This is a genomic window from Streptococcus sp. 29892 (genome assembly GCF_032594935.1).
Classification (GTDB): Bacteria; Bacillota; Bacilli; order Lactobacillales; family Streptococcaceae; genus Streptococcus; species Streptococcus hyiners.
In genome coordinates this window covers 1,782,795-1,799,884 of the sequence record NZ_CP118734.1, presented here as the reverse complement: position 1 = coordinate 1,799,884, position 17,090 = coordinate 1,782,795, and the positions used below count along the sequence as shown (strand labels likewise).

Annotated in this window: 18 protein-coding genes; 15 read left to right on the top strand and 3 right to left on the bottom strand. The window is 43.1% G+C overall.

Annotated features, from left to right (window positions below; all coding sequences use genetic code 11):
* Positions 1–46 precede the first annotated feature (46 nt).
* Positions 47–832: an L-threonylcarbamoyladenylate synthase gene (locus tag PW220_RS09005; RefSeq protein WP_014638675.1), complete on the top strand. Its 786-nt coding sequence runs from the start codon at positions 47–49 to the stop codon at positions 830–832.
* A 63-nt stretch (positions 833–895) separates the two neighbouring features.
* On the opposite strand, the gene PW220_RS09000 is transcribed toward PW220_RS09005, so the two are convergent.
* Entirely contained in the window at positions 896–1,756 is an 861-nt protein-coding gene (locus PW220_RS09000; protein ID WP_248055517.1) for a helix-turn-helix domain-containing protein, read from the bottom strand.
* A 195-nt stretch (positions 1,757–1,951) separates the two neighbouring features.
* Here PW220_RS09000 and PW220_RS08995 point away from each other — a divergent pair, with 195 nt between their 5' ends.
* The 5 genes from PW220_RS08995 to PW220_RS08975 all read left to right on the top strand — a co-directional run bounded on the left by PW220_RS08995 (position 1,952) and on the right by PW220_RS08975 (position 8,029).
* Positions 1,952–2,077: a hypothetical protein gene (locus PW220_RS08995; protein ID WP_316716333.1), complete on the top strand. Its 126-nt coding sequence runs from the start codon at positions 1,952–1,954 to the stop codon at positions 2,075–2,077.
* 137 nt (positions 2,078–2,214) lie between these two features.
* Positions 2,215–4,269 carry an ABC transporter ATP-binding protein/permease gene (locus PW220_RS08990; protein ID WP_024378850.1) on the top strand — a complete coding sequence of 685 codons (2,055 nt, stop codon included), beginning with the start codon at positions 2,215–2,217 and terminating at the stop codon, positions 4,267–4,269.
* A 9-nt stretch (positions 4,270–4,278) separates the two neighbouring features.
* On the top strand, positions 4,279–4,650 hold the full coding sequence (locus PW220_RS08985; RefSeq protein ID WP_002942113.1) for a hypothetical protein: 372 nt from the start codon (positions 4,279–4,281) through the stop codon (positions 4,648–4,650).
* A gap of 155 nt (positions 4,651–4,805) precedes the next feature.
* The gene (locus PW220_RS08980; RefSeq protein ID WP_248055516.1) at positions 4,806–5,690 is read left to right on the top strand and encodes an ABC transporter ATP-binding protein; all 885 of its coding nucleotides are present in this window, start codon (positions 4,806–4,808) and stop codon (positions 5,688–5,690) included.
* Complete coding sequence (locus PW220_RS08975) at positions 5,687–8,029, top strand: hypothetical protein (RefSeq protein WP_248055515.1); 2,343 nt, start codon at positions 5,687–5,689, stop codon at positions 8,027–8,029. The genes PW220_RS08980 and PW220_RS08975 overlap by 4 nt, the downstream gene beginning before the upstream one ends.
* 44 nt (positions 8,030–8,073) lie before the next feature.
* On the opposite strand, the gene def is transcribed toward PW220_RS08975, so the two are convergent.
* Entirely contained in the window at positions 8,074–8,688 is a 615-nt protein-coding gene (def, locus tag PW220_RS08970; RefSeq protein ID WP_029176156.1) for a peptide deformylase, read from the bottom strand.
* A 129-nt stretch (positions 8,689–8,817) separates the two neighbouring features.
* Here def and PW220_RS08965 point away from each other — a divergent pair, with 129 nt between their 5' ends.
* The 3 genes from PW220_RS08965 to PW220_RS08955 are packed head-to-tail and all read left to right on the top strand — an operon-like array spanning position 8,818 to position 11,364.
* Positions 8,818–9,981, top strand: a complete 1,164-nt coding sequence (locus tag PW220_RS08965; RefSeq protein WP_248055514.1) for an MFS transporter — start codon at positions 8,818–8,820, stop codon at positions 9,979–9,981.
* A 37-nt stretch (positions 9,982–10,018) separates the two neighbouring features.
* A complete protein-coding gene (locus PW220_RS08960) occupies positions 10,019–10,645 on the top strand; it encodes a GNAT family N-acetyltransferase (RefSeq protein ID WP_248055513.1) in 627 nt (208 codons plus the stop codon).
* Positions 10,636–11,364 (top strand): pseudouridine synthase, encoded by a 729-nt coding sequence (locus PW220_RS08955; protein ID WP_248055511.1) that lies wholly within the window; start codon positions 10,636–10,638, stop codon positions 11,362–11,364. The genes PW220_RS08960 and PW220_RS08955 overlap by 10 nt, the downstream gene beginning before the upstream one ends.
* A 39-nt stretch (positions 11,365–11,403) precedes the next feature.
* On the opposite strand, the gene PW220_RS08950 is transcribed toward PW220_RS08955, so the two are convergent.
* Entirely contained in the window at positions 11,404–11,985 is a 582-nt protein-coding gene (locus PW220_RS08950; RefSeq protein ID WP_248055509.1) for a xanthine phosphoribosyltransferase, read from the bottom strand.
* A gap of 214 nt (positions 11,986–12,199) precedes the next feature.
* Here PW220_RS08950 and PW220_RS08945 point away from each other — a divergent pair, with 214 nt between their 5' ends.
* From PW220_RS08945 to PW220_RS08920, 6 genes are all read left to right on the top strand, one after another.
* The gene (locus tag PW220_RS08945) at positions 12,200–13,507 is read left to right on the top strand and encodes a nucleobase:cation symporter-2 family protein (protein ID WP_248055508.1); all 1,308 of its coding nucleotides are present in this window, start codon (positions 12,200–12,202) and stop codon (positions 13,505–13,507) included.
* Between the two features lie 116 nt (positions 13,508–13,623).
* Positions 13,624–14,853: an NAD/NADP octopine/nopaline dehydrogenase family protein gene (locus PW220_RS08940; RefSeq protein WP_248055505.1), complete on the top strand. Its 1,230-nt coding sequence runs from the start codon at positions 13,624–13,626 to the stop codon at positions 14,851–14,853.
* Complete coding sequence (locus tag PW220_RS08935; protein ID WP_248055503.1) at positions 14,854–15,618, top strand: aspartate/glutamate racemase family protein; 765 nt, start codon at positions 14,854–14,856, stop codon at positions 15,616–15,618. It abuts the gene before it with no gap.
* Positions 15,619–15,711: 93 nt separating this feature from the next.
* On the top strand, positions 15,712–16,221 hold the full coding sequence (locus PW220_RS08930; RefSeq protein WP_248055501.1) for a hypothetical protein: 510 nt from the start codon (positions 15,712–15,714) through the stop codon (positions 16,219–16,221).
* A gap of 145 nt (positions 16,222–16,366) precedes the next feature.
* Positions 16,367–16,585, top strand: coding sequence for a helix-turn-helix transcriptional regulator (locus PW220_RS08925; protein ID WP_105113856.1), 219 nt, complete (start codon positions 16,367–16,369; stop codon positions 16,583–16,585).
* Positions 16,566–17,039: a DUF6773 family protein gene (locus tag PW220_RS08920; RefSeq protein ID WP_248055499.1), complete on the top strand. Its 474-nt coding sequence runs from the start codon at positions 16,566–16,568 to the stop codon at positions 17,037–17,039. Before PW220_RS08925 ends, PW220_RS08920 begins: the two co-directional genes overlap by 20 nt.
* The last annotated feature ends 51 nt before the right edge of the window (positions 17,040–17,090 follow it).

Genomic DNA, 17,090 nt, shown 5'->3' with positions numbered 1-17,090 from the left:
CAAGCAGGTCACTCTGCTATGAAACAAAAGAAAAGAGGAAACTATTATGACGAAACAAATTCACTGGGATGGCGCACTTTCACAAGAAGGTTTTGACATTATCAAGGGTGAGGGAGGCGTGATTGTCTGTCCGACTAAGGTTGGTTACATCATCATGACTGCTGACAAGGCTGGTTTGGAGCGGAAGTTTGATGCCAAAGAGCGCAAGCGTAATAAGCCGGGTGTTGTCCTTTGCGGTAGCATGGAGGAGCTTCGTGAGTTGGCACAGTTGACACCTGAGATTGATGCCTTCTACCAAAAACATTGGGATGAGGACATTTTGTTGGGTTGTATCCTACCTTGGAAACCAGAGGCTTATGCTAAATTGCAAGCCTATGGTGATGGTCGTGAAGAGTTGATGACCGACGTTCGTGGGACTTCCTGCTTTGTCATCAAGTTTGGTGTAGCTGGCGAGCAGATTGCTAAGGAAATGTGGGAAAAAGAAGGCCGTATGGTCTACGCTTCATCTGCTAACCCGTCAGGTAAGGGAAATCGTGGTAAGGTAGAAGGTATTGGTGAGCGTATCGCGTCTAAGGTAGACTTAATTATCGAGGCGGATGATTATGTAGCATCTATCCAGCCAGACAAGACCATCGAAACCCGCTATGAGCAAGGTGTTATGGTGTCTATGGTAGACAAAGATGGTAAACTCATTCCAGAACAAGGTGCGGATAGTCGCTCCATCAGCCCATGCCCAGTTGTCATTCGTAAGGGTCTGGACATTGATAAAATCATGATGCACTTGTCTGACCATTTCAACTCTTGGGACTATAGACAAGGGGAATACTATTAAGCTAATTGAGAACGATCCGAAAGGGTCGTTTTTTCGTACTCACAAAAAAACTGACCGAAGATTTCAGTCAGTTTGGTGTTGTTTGATAAGAAATTGGAGGTTGTCGACTAGCCTTTTCTCGTCCGTCAGCTCCAAGATTTGTAGTCCTTTGTCAATCAGTTCCTGCTTGTTTTGGGCTATGCCTAGGTAGACATAGGCACGGGCTAGTTGGTCATAGCGTTTTTCTTGCTTGGCTAGGTCCATGAGTTTGGTGGCAAAAAAAGTAGACTTGCTGTATTGTTTTTGTTCAAGAGTAAAAAGGGATAGTTGTTGGTAGAAAGATAGAATGGTCGGTTGGATCCGCTTGTAATCCTTGTATTTTTCTAATCGCTTTAGTAGAAGATTGGCAGTTTCTTCAAGGCTATCAAGTGAAGAAATCTTAGACAGAAGAGTGCCTACTAAGATAATATCATTGTGGTACCAGTTGTCATATCGCTCCAATTCTGACCAGAGGAGCTTAGAAAGGGTTTTAGCTTCTTCGGAAAGTTGATTGAAAGAAGTACTGTTTCGAACTGCTACTACAGTTTCTAAAAGTTGACATTTTCGACGGATAGGACCATCATCTGGTTCTTTTTTCAAGTGGTTGTAGCAACGCTTTATCAAATTCTCCATGGTCTTAGTGGTCGGATTTCTGAGATTATCTATATCATAGAGCAATTGTTGGCGTTGGCTGGGCTGGTAGTAGTTACAGAGGTATTCAAACTCCTCGAAGGTCATATCCACTTGTTTGAGCAAGAATCGCATGAGCTCGTAGCTAGGAATGGTTTGATTTTTCTCGAAACGAACCAAAGTAGACCGATTGAAATAATCCCCACAAATTTGTTCCTGACTTAAATGCTTACTTTTCCGAATACTCTTATATACACTTCCGTAATCCCACCGCATAAACTACACCTTTCAAAAAATGTGAAAATATGTAACAAAATAGACAATGTTTGTAAAAATAGTATATCATAATGGTATAAAATATACATCAATTTCTATAGGGTAGAAAGGAGAAAAGGAAGAACGGAAACGATATTCTTGATAGGAATTGAGGTATTCAAGAAAAAATCCCATCAGAGAGGAGGAGAGGGACGGATGAAAAAGAAGGTCACATATATGACAATCGCCATATTGGTCTTACTTATCTCGGTCATTCGGATTTTTGGTGAGCCAGATGAAGATATCTATGAAACCCAACCGGCAACTCATCTGGTGGGGTAGGGAGCCGTAAAAGTGGCTATATGAGGATGTCAATATTTAGTGTAAGGGTTCGTTTTGATACTATCTCTGAAACATATTTTAAATTGGGGTCTTCTAGCAAATCTACTAAGCATAAACATATATAAGGGAGGAAACCTATGTTAGAGATTGATGGAATTATTCTTAGATATGGTTCTAGAATCCTGTTAAATGAGACTTCTTTACAGTTTAAGAGAGGAAACGTATATACGATTTCAGGCCCTTCAGGTATTGGAAAGTCGTCATTACTAAACAAAATTGGTCTAATAGCAACTGATTTAGGAGATATGAGTTATTCTTACGATGGTCATCCGCTTAACTTGACTGATGGGGAAGCAGTTTCAAATTTCATTGCCCAACATATTGGATTTATTTTCCAAGAAAAGAATTTAATAAGGCAGTTCAGTGTTTATGATAATTTAGCATTGTTAGTCAAGAGTCAAAGTGAAGCTGATGACTTAGATGACAGAGTGGATGAGTGTTTAAAAAAATTAGGTTTATTAGATAAAAAATACACTTTCCCTTATGATTTATCAGGTGGCGAGGAACAAAGAGTTGCCATCGCTAGAGCTATTGTTACAGATAAAGATATTATTTTAGCAGATGAACCCACAAATTCGCTTGACAAGGAGAATAGAGAGAAGATTACGAATCTTTTAGTAGAATTGGCACATCATTATCAGAAAATAGTCATTATTGTTTCTCATGATGATGAAGTGATAAAATACGGAGATGTTCATATTAGATTTTTAGATCAAAGAATTGAACAGGAAGAAAAAAATACATTTAAAAAAGAGGGAGCCAGAGATATCTACAATCTTTCGATCAAACAAAAAATTGATTTACCAAAGAGAAAATTCCCTATTTCCAAAATTGTGACAGGCTTACTTATTTTCTTTGTTGCCCTGAGTAGTATGATGTTTAATATTACTGGTTTATTTCAGTCTCACTATCAGCAATTATTGGATAATTCTTTAGAAAATGGATTTTTAGTCATGAATGACAACTTGGGGATTAAGGGGAAACAAGTTTATGATGATTTCTTGTCATTTACGACTGATGAGGTGGAATTTTTAGCGGATTCAGTGGCTATTTTGAATGTCACCCCGTACTTAGAATTTCCTTATCAAGGATTGACTTTTGAAAATCCTGAACAATCAACTCAGCAAATCAATCCTGAAATAACTCTTAATGGAAAAACGATTACTTTGTCTTCTCCGTACAGCATACAGCCACTATTTCAAACGAATATGACCGAGAGAAATATCGAGTATATTGATAGAACTACGAAACAAGGATTGATTGTATCTGAAAGTTTTATTGCAACGCAAAACTTATCTTCAGAGTTGGGAACTTTTCCAAGAATAACATTAGATTATTATGTACCAGTAGCTCTTTATGAAGGGGAAATGACCACTGATACAGGGGAAATCCTAGATAGTGACGGCAACATCTACGTTAAACAGAGAAGAGAGTTCAAAATAATTGGGATATTAAAAAATTCCTACCCTTTCCAATATTCAATTTATGGCAATAGTTTCTTCATGATGGCTGATGAAATGCTACATTTGCAGCAGGAATTACAACAGGACGAGGAACTTCCAGAAGTATTAGGAGGGCTATCGGTCTCTAGTTGGCAATCAAGTGCCTATCATATAAAAATAAAAAATAGCACAGCTGTTTCTGAGGAAATAGACCGCATTAAACAACTTCCTAGTGTAACAATTGTTTCCTCGGCAGAAGATTATCAGAGTCTGAAAGATATCCTAGCTTATGTCAGAAAAGTATCGACATATATAGGTCTAGTCATCCTGTTGCTTATGGGGTTATGTTTATTTTTCGTTTTTTTCCAAGTGAGTAATACTCGTAAAGAAGAAGTAGGTATATTGAAAGCGATTGGGTTTAATAGTAAGGCAGTCAGACGTTTTTATTATAGAGAGTTGGTCCAATATGCTATATCGGTCGGTTCAATGGCTTTATTAGTATCATTTTTATTAGTGGTTCTGCTAGCTTTTTCGTTAGATTTAGACATAAGGGATATTGTGAGAGTTATGATTTTAAATGTGATTACTTTACCTCTAGTTAGCTTTGGTGTGATTGTCACAAGTGGACTATTACCGATTTACAAGGCATGTCAAAAATCCCCAGTAGATTGTATTAGATTGAATAGGTAGGTGTTTCTAATGAAAAAATTTTCTCTAAAAGCAATTTTGATAACTTTACTGGTTATCTGTTTTCAGGCTCAGCCTGTTTCAGCGGGCTATGTAAATGCAACACGACATATAAATGGTCATTCTCTAGCGGGGTTACACGTTCTTAATGTAACTTTCCATGCTTCTGGATACTCTAATCCTACATCTGGGAGTGTAACGAATATGTATTTTACTGATTGGGCATGGTTTCCAAATACTATTTCTGACAGAAAAACTTGGACAAGTTCTATTCCTTATGGACAGAGAGCTAATGGTTCGGTATTAATTGGTGTAGGAGTAAATTCTCCTTGGGGAGCTGTCAATCTATTTGGAGGTCAAAAATATTTATCAATTGATTTTTAAGAAAAATTAATTAAATATTTTATGTGTTGTAATATTGGGGTAAAGTATTATTAAGTGGAGAGACACTTTCTTTCCACTTTTTGTTGTTCTGGATACTTTTATTTAATATTATTATATTAAATAAAACCTGCCATTTCCCCAAGAAAGGAGTTTCTATGCTAAAAGTAGTTGATGTCTGCAAGCGATACGGTGCCCACCAGGTCTTGTCCTATGTGTCCTTTGAGCTGAAAGCGGGGGACTTGGTGGCCCTAGTCGGTCCCAATGGTGTGGGAAAATCCACCCTCCTGAATATCATCAGCAACACAGAAACCGCTGACCGTGGGTCGGTAAGCATCAATGGTCGTCCCAATAGTGACCGAGCGATTTTTCAGGATATGTCTGTCATGTTGGACGCCCAAGCCCTTTATCCACAGTTGACGGGTTACGACCATCTGACCTATGTGGCTGCCACCCACAAGCTGGGGAAAAAGGAAGTGGATGCATTGGTGGAAGAATTGGGGATGGGCTACTATGTCAAAAAGCGGGTGGCTGGCTATTCCATGGGTATGAAGCAGAAGCTGCTCTTTGCCATGGCTGTCCTTCCCAAGCCCAAGCTCTTGTTGCTGGATGAACCCCATATCGGCTTGGACCCGACCAATATCATTCAACAGCGGGAATTTCTTCTAAACCTACAAGCAGAAGGGGTTGCCATTTTGCTTTCTTCCCACCATTTGTCGGAGATTGAGAAGCTGACTAATCAGGTTTATTTCCTCAAGGCTAGCAAGTTGATTGCCACAGAAGTGGAGTTGACGGCTGATTATGATTACCATCTTGCTGTGGAAAACTCCAAGCAGGTTCAGGAATTTTTACGGGATTATCCTCAACTCTTGTGGAAAAAGGCAGAGCAGGGTCTGGTGGAAATCTTCTTGCCTGAGAGAGATTTACTGGATTGTTTGGATTGTATTCCAATCCAGCAGGTGGCTGGCCTTACAAAAGCCAGCGACTATATGGAATCCCTCTATCGTGATCTCTACGTGGAGGAAGGTGGTGAGGAGATATGAGGCTGAACTTTGAAATCAAGAAAATTCTCTGGTCGCCTCTCTACTGCTTGCTCGTGCTGGGTTTTCTAGGTCTGGCTTACCTTCCTATTTCTCAGCGCCAAGTCCACCAAGCGACCTATGTGGAAACCTATAAAAAAGAACTGAGTGAATTAGCTAGTGTCTTGGCAGATATAAAAATTGAGGATGGCTCAGAAGAAGCACCGCGGATGCTGGGCTTGAAATCCGATATAGAAAGTGTCGGTCAGGCCTTAGATGAGGGGAAGTTTGAAGCTATCCCCAACTACCGCAAACTCATGTATCAGGATTTGGACTATTTTATCAGTCGCAATCGACAGCTTTTTCAAACTCGGCAGTCTTTGACCCAAACTGAAGTCGAACGCTTGGCCAGATGGAATGACTGGTTGCTTGCCTACCAATTGCCTGATGGTCCTGAAAATCAAGCCTGGTCAACAGGGCGTATTGTTCAAGCCTATTTAGAAAGTTTGTTTGGTTTTCTTCCTGTATTTTTGGTGCTTGGTTTTCTACTTGCCAATCAGCTGTCGGAAAAGACACTGGCGCATCAAGTTTGGCAGTTGCGGCAATGGGATAGTCTGAGTTTGCAGGGGCTCAGGCGTTTGGTTGCTTCCTTGCTGTCGCTTCTGTTGGCTGTGGGGATAGGTTTGCTTTTTATCCTGGTCTATGATGGGCTGACAGGTCAGTTGGCTGTATCTAGTTTTCAAGCTCCTCTTGAAATTTTGGGGCAGAGTCAGTTGATAGGCTCTTGGCTTTATGGGCTTATCTTGCTTGGCTTTTGGCTGGTCTTGCTTCTTGCTGTTCGCCTGCTATTTGGATTTTTGGACCACTTGTTAGCCAGTCGGCTGATTTTTGTAGTGACGGGGCTACTATTGGCTCTGGGGCTTTCCTATCAGGCTGGTGCAGTAGCTGGTTGGTCAGGTCAAGTATTTCCCTTACTGGCCTTTCCTAGTTTTTTAGACACAGGCGTATTTTCACAGGTCTTTGTAGCGGTGGATGTCTTTCTCCTGCTGACCATTGGGCTTTTCGTTGCCTATTATGTGCTGACAGAAAAGAAAAGGTTGGTCTTGTCAGTTGGTTATCAGAAAGAATGGGAAACCTGTCCTTTGGACAAGGTTTGGTCTTTTGAAATACTCATCCTTAGTCGGCTCAAGACTTGGAAAGGGCTCGTCTTAGTAAACTTGCTCCTAGCTCTGCTATTTTCCCTAGTAACAGGCCTACAAAAGCAAGAGGTTGCCCAGGAGGAGAGGGTTTCGATGGAGTTGGTTGCCCAGTCCTATGAGCAGGATGGGGCCTATGTGGAGAGTTTGCAGTCGGAAATCAGCCGTCTGAGGCAGTTGGTCAAAGAGGACGCGAGCTATCAGGAGGAGTTGGAGTGGAGAGTGGAGCTTTTACAGGAATATCATATCTATAAGGACCTCTATGTCAAACAGTGGCAGGTTTATCAGGAAAAACCTCAGGCCCTGCCGGCTAGTCACCTTGCTTTACTGAAGGCAGAGCAGGTCTATTTATGGGCTAGGGAGGAAAAGGCATTTGCCAATGGTGATATTGGGGCCAGCCAGACGGTGGATAATCTTCGCCGTTACCAGACCCGCAATCAGGTCAGTCAGTATTACTGGAAGCAGCTGATGGAGGCTGGGGTGCCAGCAACTAAGCGGGGCAAGGATGTCATTTTGACCAGCTTGGAAAATCGTTTTGATACTAATGATGCCTTGGTTCCAGCAGATGATCCCACATGGGACCGTTCCAGAGATTTGTCAGGTATCGGCAGTCTGCGCTCTCTCTTTGATGGTCCGGCCTATTTGGTGGTGCTCTTGCTGGCGGTTTGGCTTGGCAGTCGGGGCAAGGCGGTGGAGATTGCTGGAAAAAACTGGCGTCTTTATCAGACCCAGCCTGTGGATTTGCGTCAGGTTCTACTCACTAAGTGGTTGCTGGGACTGGGCCAGGCACTAGGATTTACAGTGTTCTTTCTCGTTAGCCTTTTCCTAGTCAATAGTCTGGTCGGAGGAATCGGTTATCTGGAAGATGGCATAATCTTGCTTTCCCATTCGGAGAGGGGTATTTTTCTTGAACTCCTGAGGGGACAAGAACTCTGGGCTTGGTTCCTGCCCAATGCTCCTTATCTCTTGTGGATGGTGGTTGGCTTGCTTGTCTTGGAAATTGGATTGGTTAGTCTCAACCATCTTTTGCAAGTTCGGTTTTCAAATCGTTTGGTCGTCTTTATCTTGCTAATTGGATTCTTGGCTCTGCTGGACTATTTCCTTTTTCAAGATTTGGTCTTGGATGGGCAGGAAATTTTTAGGCAGTTAGCTCTGCTATTTTCATAAAAAAAGAAAAACTGGCTGAAAATTCTTCAGTCAGTTTCTTATGTTTATTCAATTACCAACATGCCTTCTTTAACGGCAAATGGGTGTTCTGGGTCAATGCGGTCGTAGAACATGACACCGTTGAGGTGATCAATTTCGTGTTGGACCACGATGGCATTAAAGCCCTTGAGTTTGATACGGTGTTTTTCGCCGTTTTTGTCCATGTAGTCAACAGTCACGCGCGCGTGGCGGACAACGTAGCCCTGGACTTCGCGGTCAACAGATAGGCAGCCTTCGCCCCCTTCCATAGCCGCTTCTTGGACAGAGTGTGCCACGATTTTAGGATTGTACATGACTTCTTGGAGGGAGTAGGCTTGGGCAGGTGGATTGCCTTCCTCATCTTCTGGATTTGGGACCAAGACAGCAATAATGCGTTTGGAAACATCAATCTGAGGTGCTGCTAGACCAACTCCGCCACGGAGTTTCATTTTTTCAGCCATGACAGGATCCTGCGAATGTTTGAGGAATTGCATCATTTTTTCGCCTAAAATAATTTCCTGATCAGATAGAGGAAATACAACTTCTTCGGCAACTTGGCGTAGGGTTGGATGCCCTTCACGGATGATGTCATCCATGTCAATCAAATGGGCAGCTTTTGTCAATCGTTCAATAACAGACATGATTCTCTCCTTTGAATATAGTTAAGATAAGTATAGCATGAAATGGGAGAGAATAAAAGTCGGACTTTTCTATCTATTCGTTTTCAAATCTGTTATACTAGTAAAAGACGAACGTTGAAAGGGAGAAAAATGAAAAGAATTTTAGAAAAAGCCAGTTTGCTGGCCCTATCCACCATGCTGGTTTCGACATTTGCAGTTTCACCAGCTATTCCACAGATGATTGAGCATTTTGCCCAGCAGGGAATTGCAGCGGCCCAGGTGGAAAATTTGATTACGGTGACATCCTTTGCTATTATGGTTACTCTATTGGCAAATGGTCTAGTTGTTCGTTTCTTATCAGAACGAAACATTATCATTGCAGGGCTTTTGCTTATGGCCACCGGTGGAGCTTTGCCCATGTTTCTAACTGCTTATCCTCTGATTTTATTGGCTCGTATCTTGCTTGGTTTGGGGATTGGCTTGATCAATGCGCGTGCTATTAACATTATCGGTAATTTTTTCACCGGTCAGGAGCGGGTGCAGATGATGGGCTTGCGTGGTTCAGCAGAGGTTTTGGGAAGCGCAGGGCTTACCCTCCTTGTCGGTTGGTTGACCCAGTTTGGTTGGCAACCTGCCTTCTTGGTCTACCTTTTTGCCTTGGTCATCTTGGCCCTCTTCCTTCTCTTTGTTCCCAAGGAGGAATTGCTGGCACGCATGGAGGTGAAGGTTGAGGAGAATGCGCCCAAGGTCAAACTGGATAAGACCATGTGGATGATGGGCATTTATCTGGCATTCTTAGCCTTCTTTGTTATCAATGTCAATACCTTCCTGACCATTCGTATTCCTCAGATTATTTTAGCCAAGGGCATTGGTACTGCTCAGCAAGCCAGTCTGATTCTCAGTCTTATGCAGGTCATGGGGATTGTGGCAGGGACGGTCTTTAGTAGCTTGGTTGGTCGTTTGAAGGGTTGGCTTTTAGCTGTTTCCTACGTGGTCTTTGGACTCGCGGTTGTCGGCATTGCCTTTGCGGATAATCTCTGGGTACTGGGTCTTGGTGGTATGGTGTCAGGATTTTTCTACAGCATCATTCTAACCATTGTCTTTAGTCAGGTAACGGATCGGGCGCCTAAGGCCTTGCTCAATACGGTCATGACAATCGTCCTCATGGGTTGCAATATCGGCGGTGCGACATCTGCTATCTTGCCGACTTATCTGGAAAAACTCAACCCAACCCCAACAGGTGCCTTTGGGATTTATGCCATCGGCTGTGCCTTGATAAGTGCTGGTTTGATTTACCAACAAATGAAGAAATAGAAGCGGATTTCCGTTTCTTTTTTGCTATAATGGATTTATGTTAGAAAATAACCGTTTGAATGAATTAATACTCCGTTTTCCCGAGGATGTTCAGTTGATTTTTAAGGACATGATTCCCTCCTATCAGTTGGGCTATGTGGATTATGTCTATCAGACAGATAATTACGCCACCCAAAACCGCAGGATTAAAAATTTGTCTAAAAATTTTCGGAAGATGGATTATTTTTACATCATGCCCCTGCCCCAGGATCTGGCATTGGAAATTGCTAACCAATGGCGCTATCAAGCCCCTTTGGATGTCTATACGATTAGTGCACACCCCAAGACCTATGCGGAGATGATTTCGCCAGGGGCGCGTGGGGACCGCTTTTTTGCAGTCATCCGCAATGCCGCCCTCATGGGCTATTTCTGTATGGACCAAGTTGGTGAGGTAGTTGAACTTCGTTTGGGCATGAAACCTTCTTTGACCGGTCAGGGAAATGGCAGAGCTTTCTACCAGACTATTGAAGACTACCTAGTAGAGCATGTTCAACCAGCTAGTATCAAACTGACAGTTGCTAGCTCTCATCAAGTTGCCCAAAAACTCTTTCATGCTCTTGGATTTACAGAAACAGAAAAGCAAGCGGAATATATCAAAATGGAAAAGAAACTCGTATGCGATTAGATAAATTTTTAGTGGACTGTGGTGTCGGCAGTCGAACAGAAGTCAAGAAACTCCTGAAAAACAAGCAAGTCACAGTCAACGGCCAGGTTGAAACATCACCCAAACAGCAAATTAACGAAAAACAAGACCAGATTGCAGTAGCAGGTCAGGTTCTCAGTCATGAAACCTTTGTTTACTATCTATTGAACAAACCCAAGGGTGTCATATCAGCCACCGAGGATGACCACCATCGGACTGTTTTGGACTTGCTAGATAATACAGCTCGCCAGAAGGAAGTTTTTCCAGTTGGACGCTTGGATATTGATACCCATGGCTTGCTCCTTTTGACCAACAATGGCCAGCTGGCCCATGCTATGCTTTCTCCGAAAAAACATGTGGACAAACGCTACCGTGCACTGGTTGACGGGGTCATGACCCAAGAGGATGTCGAACGATTTGCGGCAGGAATAGAACTGAAGGACTTTACCTGTCAGCCAGCCCAGTTGACTATCTTGGAGGTGGATGAAATCAAGCAGACCTCACTGGTTGACATCACCATCCGAGAAGGGAAATTTCATCAGGTCAAACGCATGGTGCTGGCCTGTGGAAAGACGGTGACAGATCTGCAACGATTGACCATGGGGCCACTTGAGTTAGATCCAGCGCTGGCTCTTGGAGAATACCGCAGGTTGACAGAAGCGGAATTGACTAGTTTGAAAGTTTTTGGAGTTGAATTGTAAATCAAAGCAAAGGCTTGCTTCCGATAGGAAGCAAGCCTTTTAAATATCCGCAGGTGCAAAAACAACCTGCCCATCTTGAAATTTTTCAATACGAGCGAGAGAAGTAACAGGTACACAAGCATCAAGCAACAGCTGGCGGCCATCTTGGAAGGATTTCTCGATGATGATACCAACCCCGATTACCTGAGCTCCGGCTTGTTGGATAATGTCAATCAACCCTTTAGCAGCCTGGCCATTGGCCAAAAAGTCATCAACGATTAGGACACGGTCCTCAGATGATAAGAATTTGCTGGCGATGGAGACGGTGCTGGTGACTTGCTTGGTAAAGGAGTAGACTTCAGATGTCAAAATGCCTTCTGTCATGGTGATGTTTTTATGCTTTTTAGCAAAAATCATCGGCACATCTAGACTTTCTGCAACATAGACGGCTGGAGCAATGCCTGAAGCTTCAATGGTGACGACCTTAGTAATGTCCTTGGAGCGATAGGCATCTGCCAAGACCTGCCCCATTTCCTTCATCAAGCCAAAATCAACCTGATGGGTCAAAAATGAGTCAACTTTTAAGATGTTTTCTCCTAGTACCTGCCCATCTTTTAAAATACGTTCTTCTAATGTTTTCATGGATATCCTATCCTTTACGTGATACTTTGGTGTATTATAACATTTTTTCACCTGATTATAAACAAAAACGAACATTTAACTCAAACATTTGTATGTATTCTTTTTAAATGGATAAAAAACGAATATTATTCTTAAAAATTATAAAAACGTATTGAAATAGATTTCTTTTTCTGATAAACTAAAACCATTATTTAGGAATGGTGAAGGAGAAATCATGTCTCAGAAAACAAGAACGGAGCAGTCTTCCGAAATGCTATACGGAATTGATCAACAACCACCAAAGGGGATGGCTGTTTTGCTTGCTTTTCAGCATATTTTAGCAGCTTTTGCAGGAATCATCGCAGTGCCTCTTGTCGTTGCAAGTGCCTTGGGGTTATCAGTAGAAGATACGTCTATCATGGTGTCAGCCTCAATTTTTGTTGCTGGTATTGCCACCATTTTGCAATCGAAAGGTATTGGCCCAGTAGGTTCGCGTGTCTCTGGTATGATGGGGACGGACTTTACCTTTGCCAATCCAGCTATCAGCGTTGGTAGTCAGTTGGGAATTGCTGGTATCGTGGGTGCGACCATTGCGGGTTCATTTGTAGAGATAGCCCTTAGTCGTTTTGTCAAACCTTTGATGCGTTTCTTTCCGCCATTGATTACAGGAACTGTTGTTTCCCTCATTGGTATCACCCTAATGCCAGTCAGTATGGACTGGGCAGCTGGTGGAGTTGGCGCAACAGACTATGCTTCTGTTGAAAATATCAGCATTGCTTTTATCGTCTTGGTCTTTACTTTGGCCTTAAATCACTATGGCAAAGGCATGCTAAAAACAGCCTCTGTCTTCTTTGGGATGGTTTTTGGCTACATCTTGTGTATTTTTCTTGGGAAAGTTGATTTATCGGCTGTAGGAGAAGCAGCCTGGTTTGCTCTTCCTAAAATTTTCCATTATGGTGTAAAATTTGACCTATCTTCAATTTTGGCCTTTATTCCTGCTTATGTTGTATCTTTGATTGGAACGGTGGGAATTATGATGGCCATTGGAGAAGCGTCAAATCAAAAGATTTCTTCTGAGCGGGCAGCAAATGGTGTGCTAGCCGATGGTGTTGGTTCCTTGATTGCCGGTGTTTTTGGGGCTGGTCCAAATACAGCCTTCTCACAAAACGTTGGCCTCATTACTTTGACAAAAGTTGCTAGTCGTCATGTCATGATTCTTGCAGGTATTATCTTGACCCTACTTGGCGTCTTTCCCAAATTATCAGCCTTGATTTCCATCATGCCGCAGCCTGTTCTTGGTGGTGTTGGGATTATCATGTTCGGTTTGGTTGCAGCCCAAGGGATTAAGACTCTTGCAACGATTAAAATTGGGGACCGTGAGCTTTTGATTATTTCCATTGCCTTTGCGCTTGGGATTGGAGTGACCGTTCGTCCAGAATTATTGAGTCATCTTCCCTCAGCTCTCCAAATGGTCTTCTCATCAGGTATTTCAACAGGGACCCTGGCAGCCCTCTTACTAAATGTCGTTTTGAAAGAAAAATAAGATGAAATAGGCTATCCTCGTGATAGTCTATTCTTATAGCTAGTCATAATTTATTGCTATTAGCCGAGTGAGTGTGGTTTTGTTATACTAGGAAGAAACGACTATGGGAGGAATTTATGTCAGTAGAAGAATGGAAACAAGCGCCGATAGCGATTTTAGGGGCAGGTGCGGTTGGAAAGGCTGTAGGAGCGGATTCTAAGTTGGCTGGGAATCGTGTTCACCTCTTTGAGTTGCCGGCATTTGCGGAACAAACCTTGAAGAATCTGGACAAGACAGGGATTACTTTGACAGGTGGACAAAATAGTCTTTACGGTTTTGAGCGTAGCGGACGTGCCTTTTTTGACCTGGTGACGGACCGTATTGAAGAAGCGGTAGCAGGGGCCAAAATCATCATTGTGGCGGTGCCGTCCATTGCTCATGACCAATTTTTTGAAGCCTTGGTGCCTGTCTTAGAAGATGGGATGATTGTTCATATCATTCCGGATAATTTTGGCAGTTTGAAACTTCGTAAGAAGATGAGAGAGCTGGGGTGTCAGAAGCAGGTGATTGTCGGTGGCTGGACCAGTGCCCCTTACGGAGCCCGAATTGTCAGGGAGGGCGGGGTCATGACGCCTAAAATCGAGTTAAAATATCGGGCCATTACGCTTCGGGGTGCAGCTCTGCCCATGACCGACCAAGAACTCTTCCTAGAAAGTTCGCGGGCGATTGGAGCCTTTGATGCCATTACGGAAGGGGATGGTGTGACAGGTGGTCAGACCGTTTTGGATGTTGGTTTTAGCAATGTCAATCCAGTCCTGCATTGTCCTGGTACGATTTTGGGAGCTAGTGTGATGGAGAATTTTGGTCGAATTTTCGGTGGCAATGATCCACTCCAGTACTCAATCTATTCACATGCTTATAGTGAATCCGTGGCAGAAGTGCAATACGCCTTCTATCTGGAGCAAGTGCAGCTGGCGGAGGCGATTGGTGTTGATTTGCTCCGCTATCCCAAGGAGAACTTTTTGTCGCGGACGAGTATTTTGGGGCCAGAGTATATGGGAGATGACTGCATTGTTCCCTTCGACAAGCAGTTTCCGATGGCTTATGGGACAGGTCCCTTCACCATTCAGGACCGTTATGTGACCGAGGATGTGCCTGTTGGTTGCCATATCTATCATGAATTGGGCAAGAAATATGGAGTGGCTACGCCGGTTATCGATAGTATGATTGTTCTGGGTTCTGTCATGACAGGGCGTAAGTTTTTTGAAGAAGGTTTGACCTTGGAAGACTTGGATTTGGCACATTTGACCAAGGAAGAAACCTTAGAATACTTGGAAACAGGCTTGTTTCGAGAGAGGGAGGTATAGATGACACATTTCAGAGCAAGTATAGAAGGCCCAGGGCAGTTGGATCAAGTGTATCATGTACAAGATGCTTCTGTGGCAGGATTTTCAATCGGAATTATCACCATTGACTTTAACTATGTCAAGTTACCGGGTAATGTGGCCAATGCGACCACCTTTTCTTTCCCAGTCGTCTATGAGGATATTGTTTTGGAAATTGAAGACTTGTTCAACGGTGAGGAAAAGTTGTTGGACATGGTCATTGATGCGGCTAAGAAATTGGAGAAAAAGGGTGTGCGGGCTATTGTTGGTGCCTGTGGCTACTTCAATCACTTTCAGGAGCAGGTGCGGGATGCAGTAGCGGTTCCTGTCTATCTATCCAGCGTTTTGCAGATCCCCTTGATAAAAATGGGGCTCAAGCCAGACCAGAAGATTGCCGTTCTGGTGGCAGACGGAGCGGGTGCCAATGCCGACTTTTTCGCCAAGGCCAATGCTTCCATTGAAGACTGTATTGTCAAGGAAATCGGCAGTTTGGAGAGCTTTGCTCCCATTCGTTACAACAAGCCTTATCTGGACAATGGTCGCTTGAAGGCGGACCTAATCGCAGTTGTTCAGGATTTGCGGGCTAAGCATCCAGAGATTGCTGCTATCTTGCTGGAGTGCAGCGACCTGCCTCCCTATGCAGCAGCCCTTCATCGTGAAACAGGCCTGCCTGTCTTTGACTTCACTACCCTGATTAACTGGGTGCATTCGGCCGTGGTCCGCAGGGAATTTTACGGGTATATGTAAGAGAAAAGATAGTCAAAAATATTGACTATCTTTTTCTTGACTTGTTTGGCTTCTCGGTTGATAATAGAAAAAAATAGATTGGAGTAGTTGTTCATGTTCAAATACCTGCGTGCCTTGCCCTTGATTGTAGTGGCAGGTGCAGTTGTTTATCTGTCGATTTGGATCTGGATTGATAATGGGGATTGGACCTACATCATTGCCAGAGTGTCCGGTATGAAGGAGAAACATGCCAATAATTTATCCCTAATCGCCATTGCCATCCAGTCCCTATTTTTCACATCTGACTGGTTTTATAGTCGCATTCGTGCCTTTCTCAATCGTCGGTTAGAACGTGCCAAGGGGCTAAATCGGCAGATATATCTGGGCTACAAGGCGGGGATTGAATTCCTGATGGCTCTGCCTAAACGAACCATCTTGTTTAGTTTTTACCTACTCTTGACCATCTTGGAGAACTTAGGAGTGATTGATAGTGCCAAAGATTATGCGGTCATTGTCATCTTTATCATCGCCGTGGACCGAGTGACCAAAATCTGGCCAGAAGAAAAGCGCAGGATGGCTGAGTTTAGTCAGAAGATTAAGAAACGGATAAAGAGTGTGGAATAAACGGAGAAGTGTATGGATATTTTAAGGAGGCAGTTTTGTCTTCTTTTTTTGTTAAAAAACCAAACAAAATGTAATGTATATATTGCAAAAAGAAAAATATAGTGTATAATTAAGTTATAAAAATGGACAGGAGGATGGCTAGGGAATGAAAAATCTTCGGTTAAAGTTAGCGCGTGTGGAAAAAGATATGACCCAAGGGGACTTGGCAGAGGCTATTGGAGTGACCCGCCAGACCATCGGTCTGATTGAGGCAGGGAAATACAATCCTAGTCTAAGTCTTTGTTTATCGATTTGCCACTGTTTAGGGAAAAGTTTAGATCAATTATTTTGGGAGGAACCAACTGATGAAAAAAATTGTGACTGATGAACGTGTTCAACAAGAAGAAAACCAAGTCTTTGCCTGGGTGGGAAAGACCATGAATATTCTTTTGCCCCTCTCATTTCTCATCAAAAGTCTGGTCTTAAAATGGTCGTTTGATACCTATGTTTTTGAACTGTTTGCCATGTTGGTAGTTTCAGTCTATCTCTTTTACGGTTATTGGAGGAAGGGGCTTGATATGGAGCGGGGAACTTCTTGGCAGGCTTACCTTTACCTAGGAGGGGTGATTGCTGGGACAACGATTGTAATGGCTTGGACCAACTACCAGACCTATGGACAGCATTATAGTGGCATCTGGGATTGGCATTTTTGGGTGGTGATTTTGATATTCCTCGTCTCTGTTACCTGTCTTTGTTTGCTATTGTTGAACATACTATCTTGGGCGAATAAGTATCGTCAGAAGCAGGTGGAAAAAGAGTTGGAAGAAGAAATGGAGTAATAATGAGCAGTCCAGCTCCCCGCTCTGCCATTTTCCTAAAAAATAAAAATT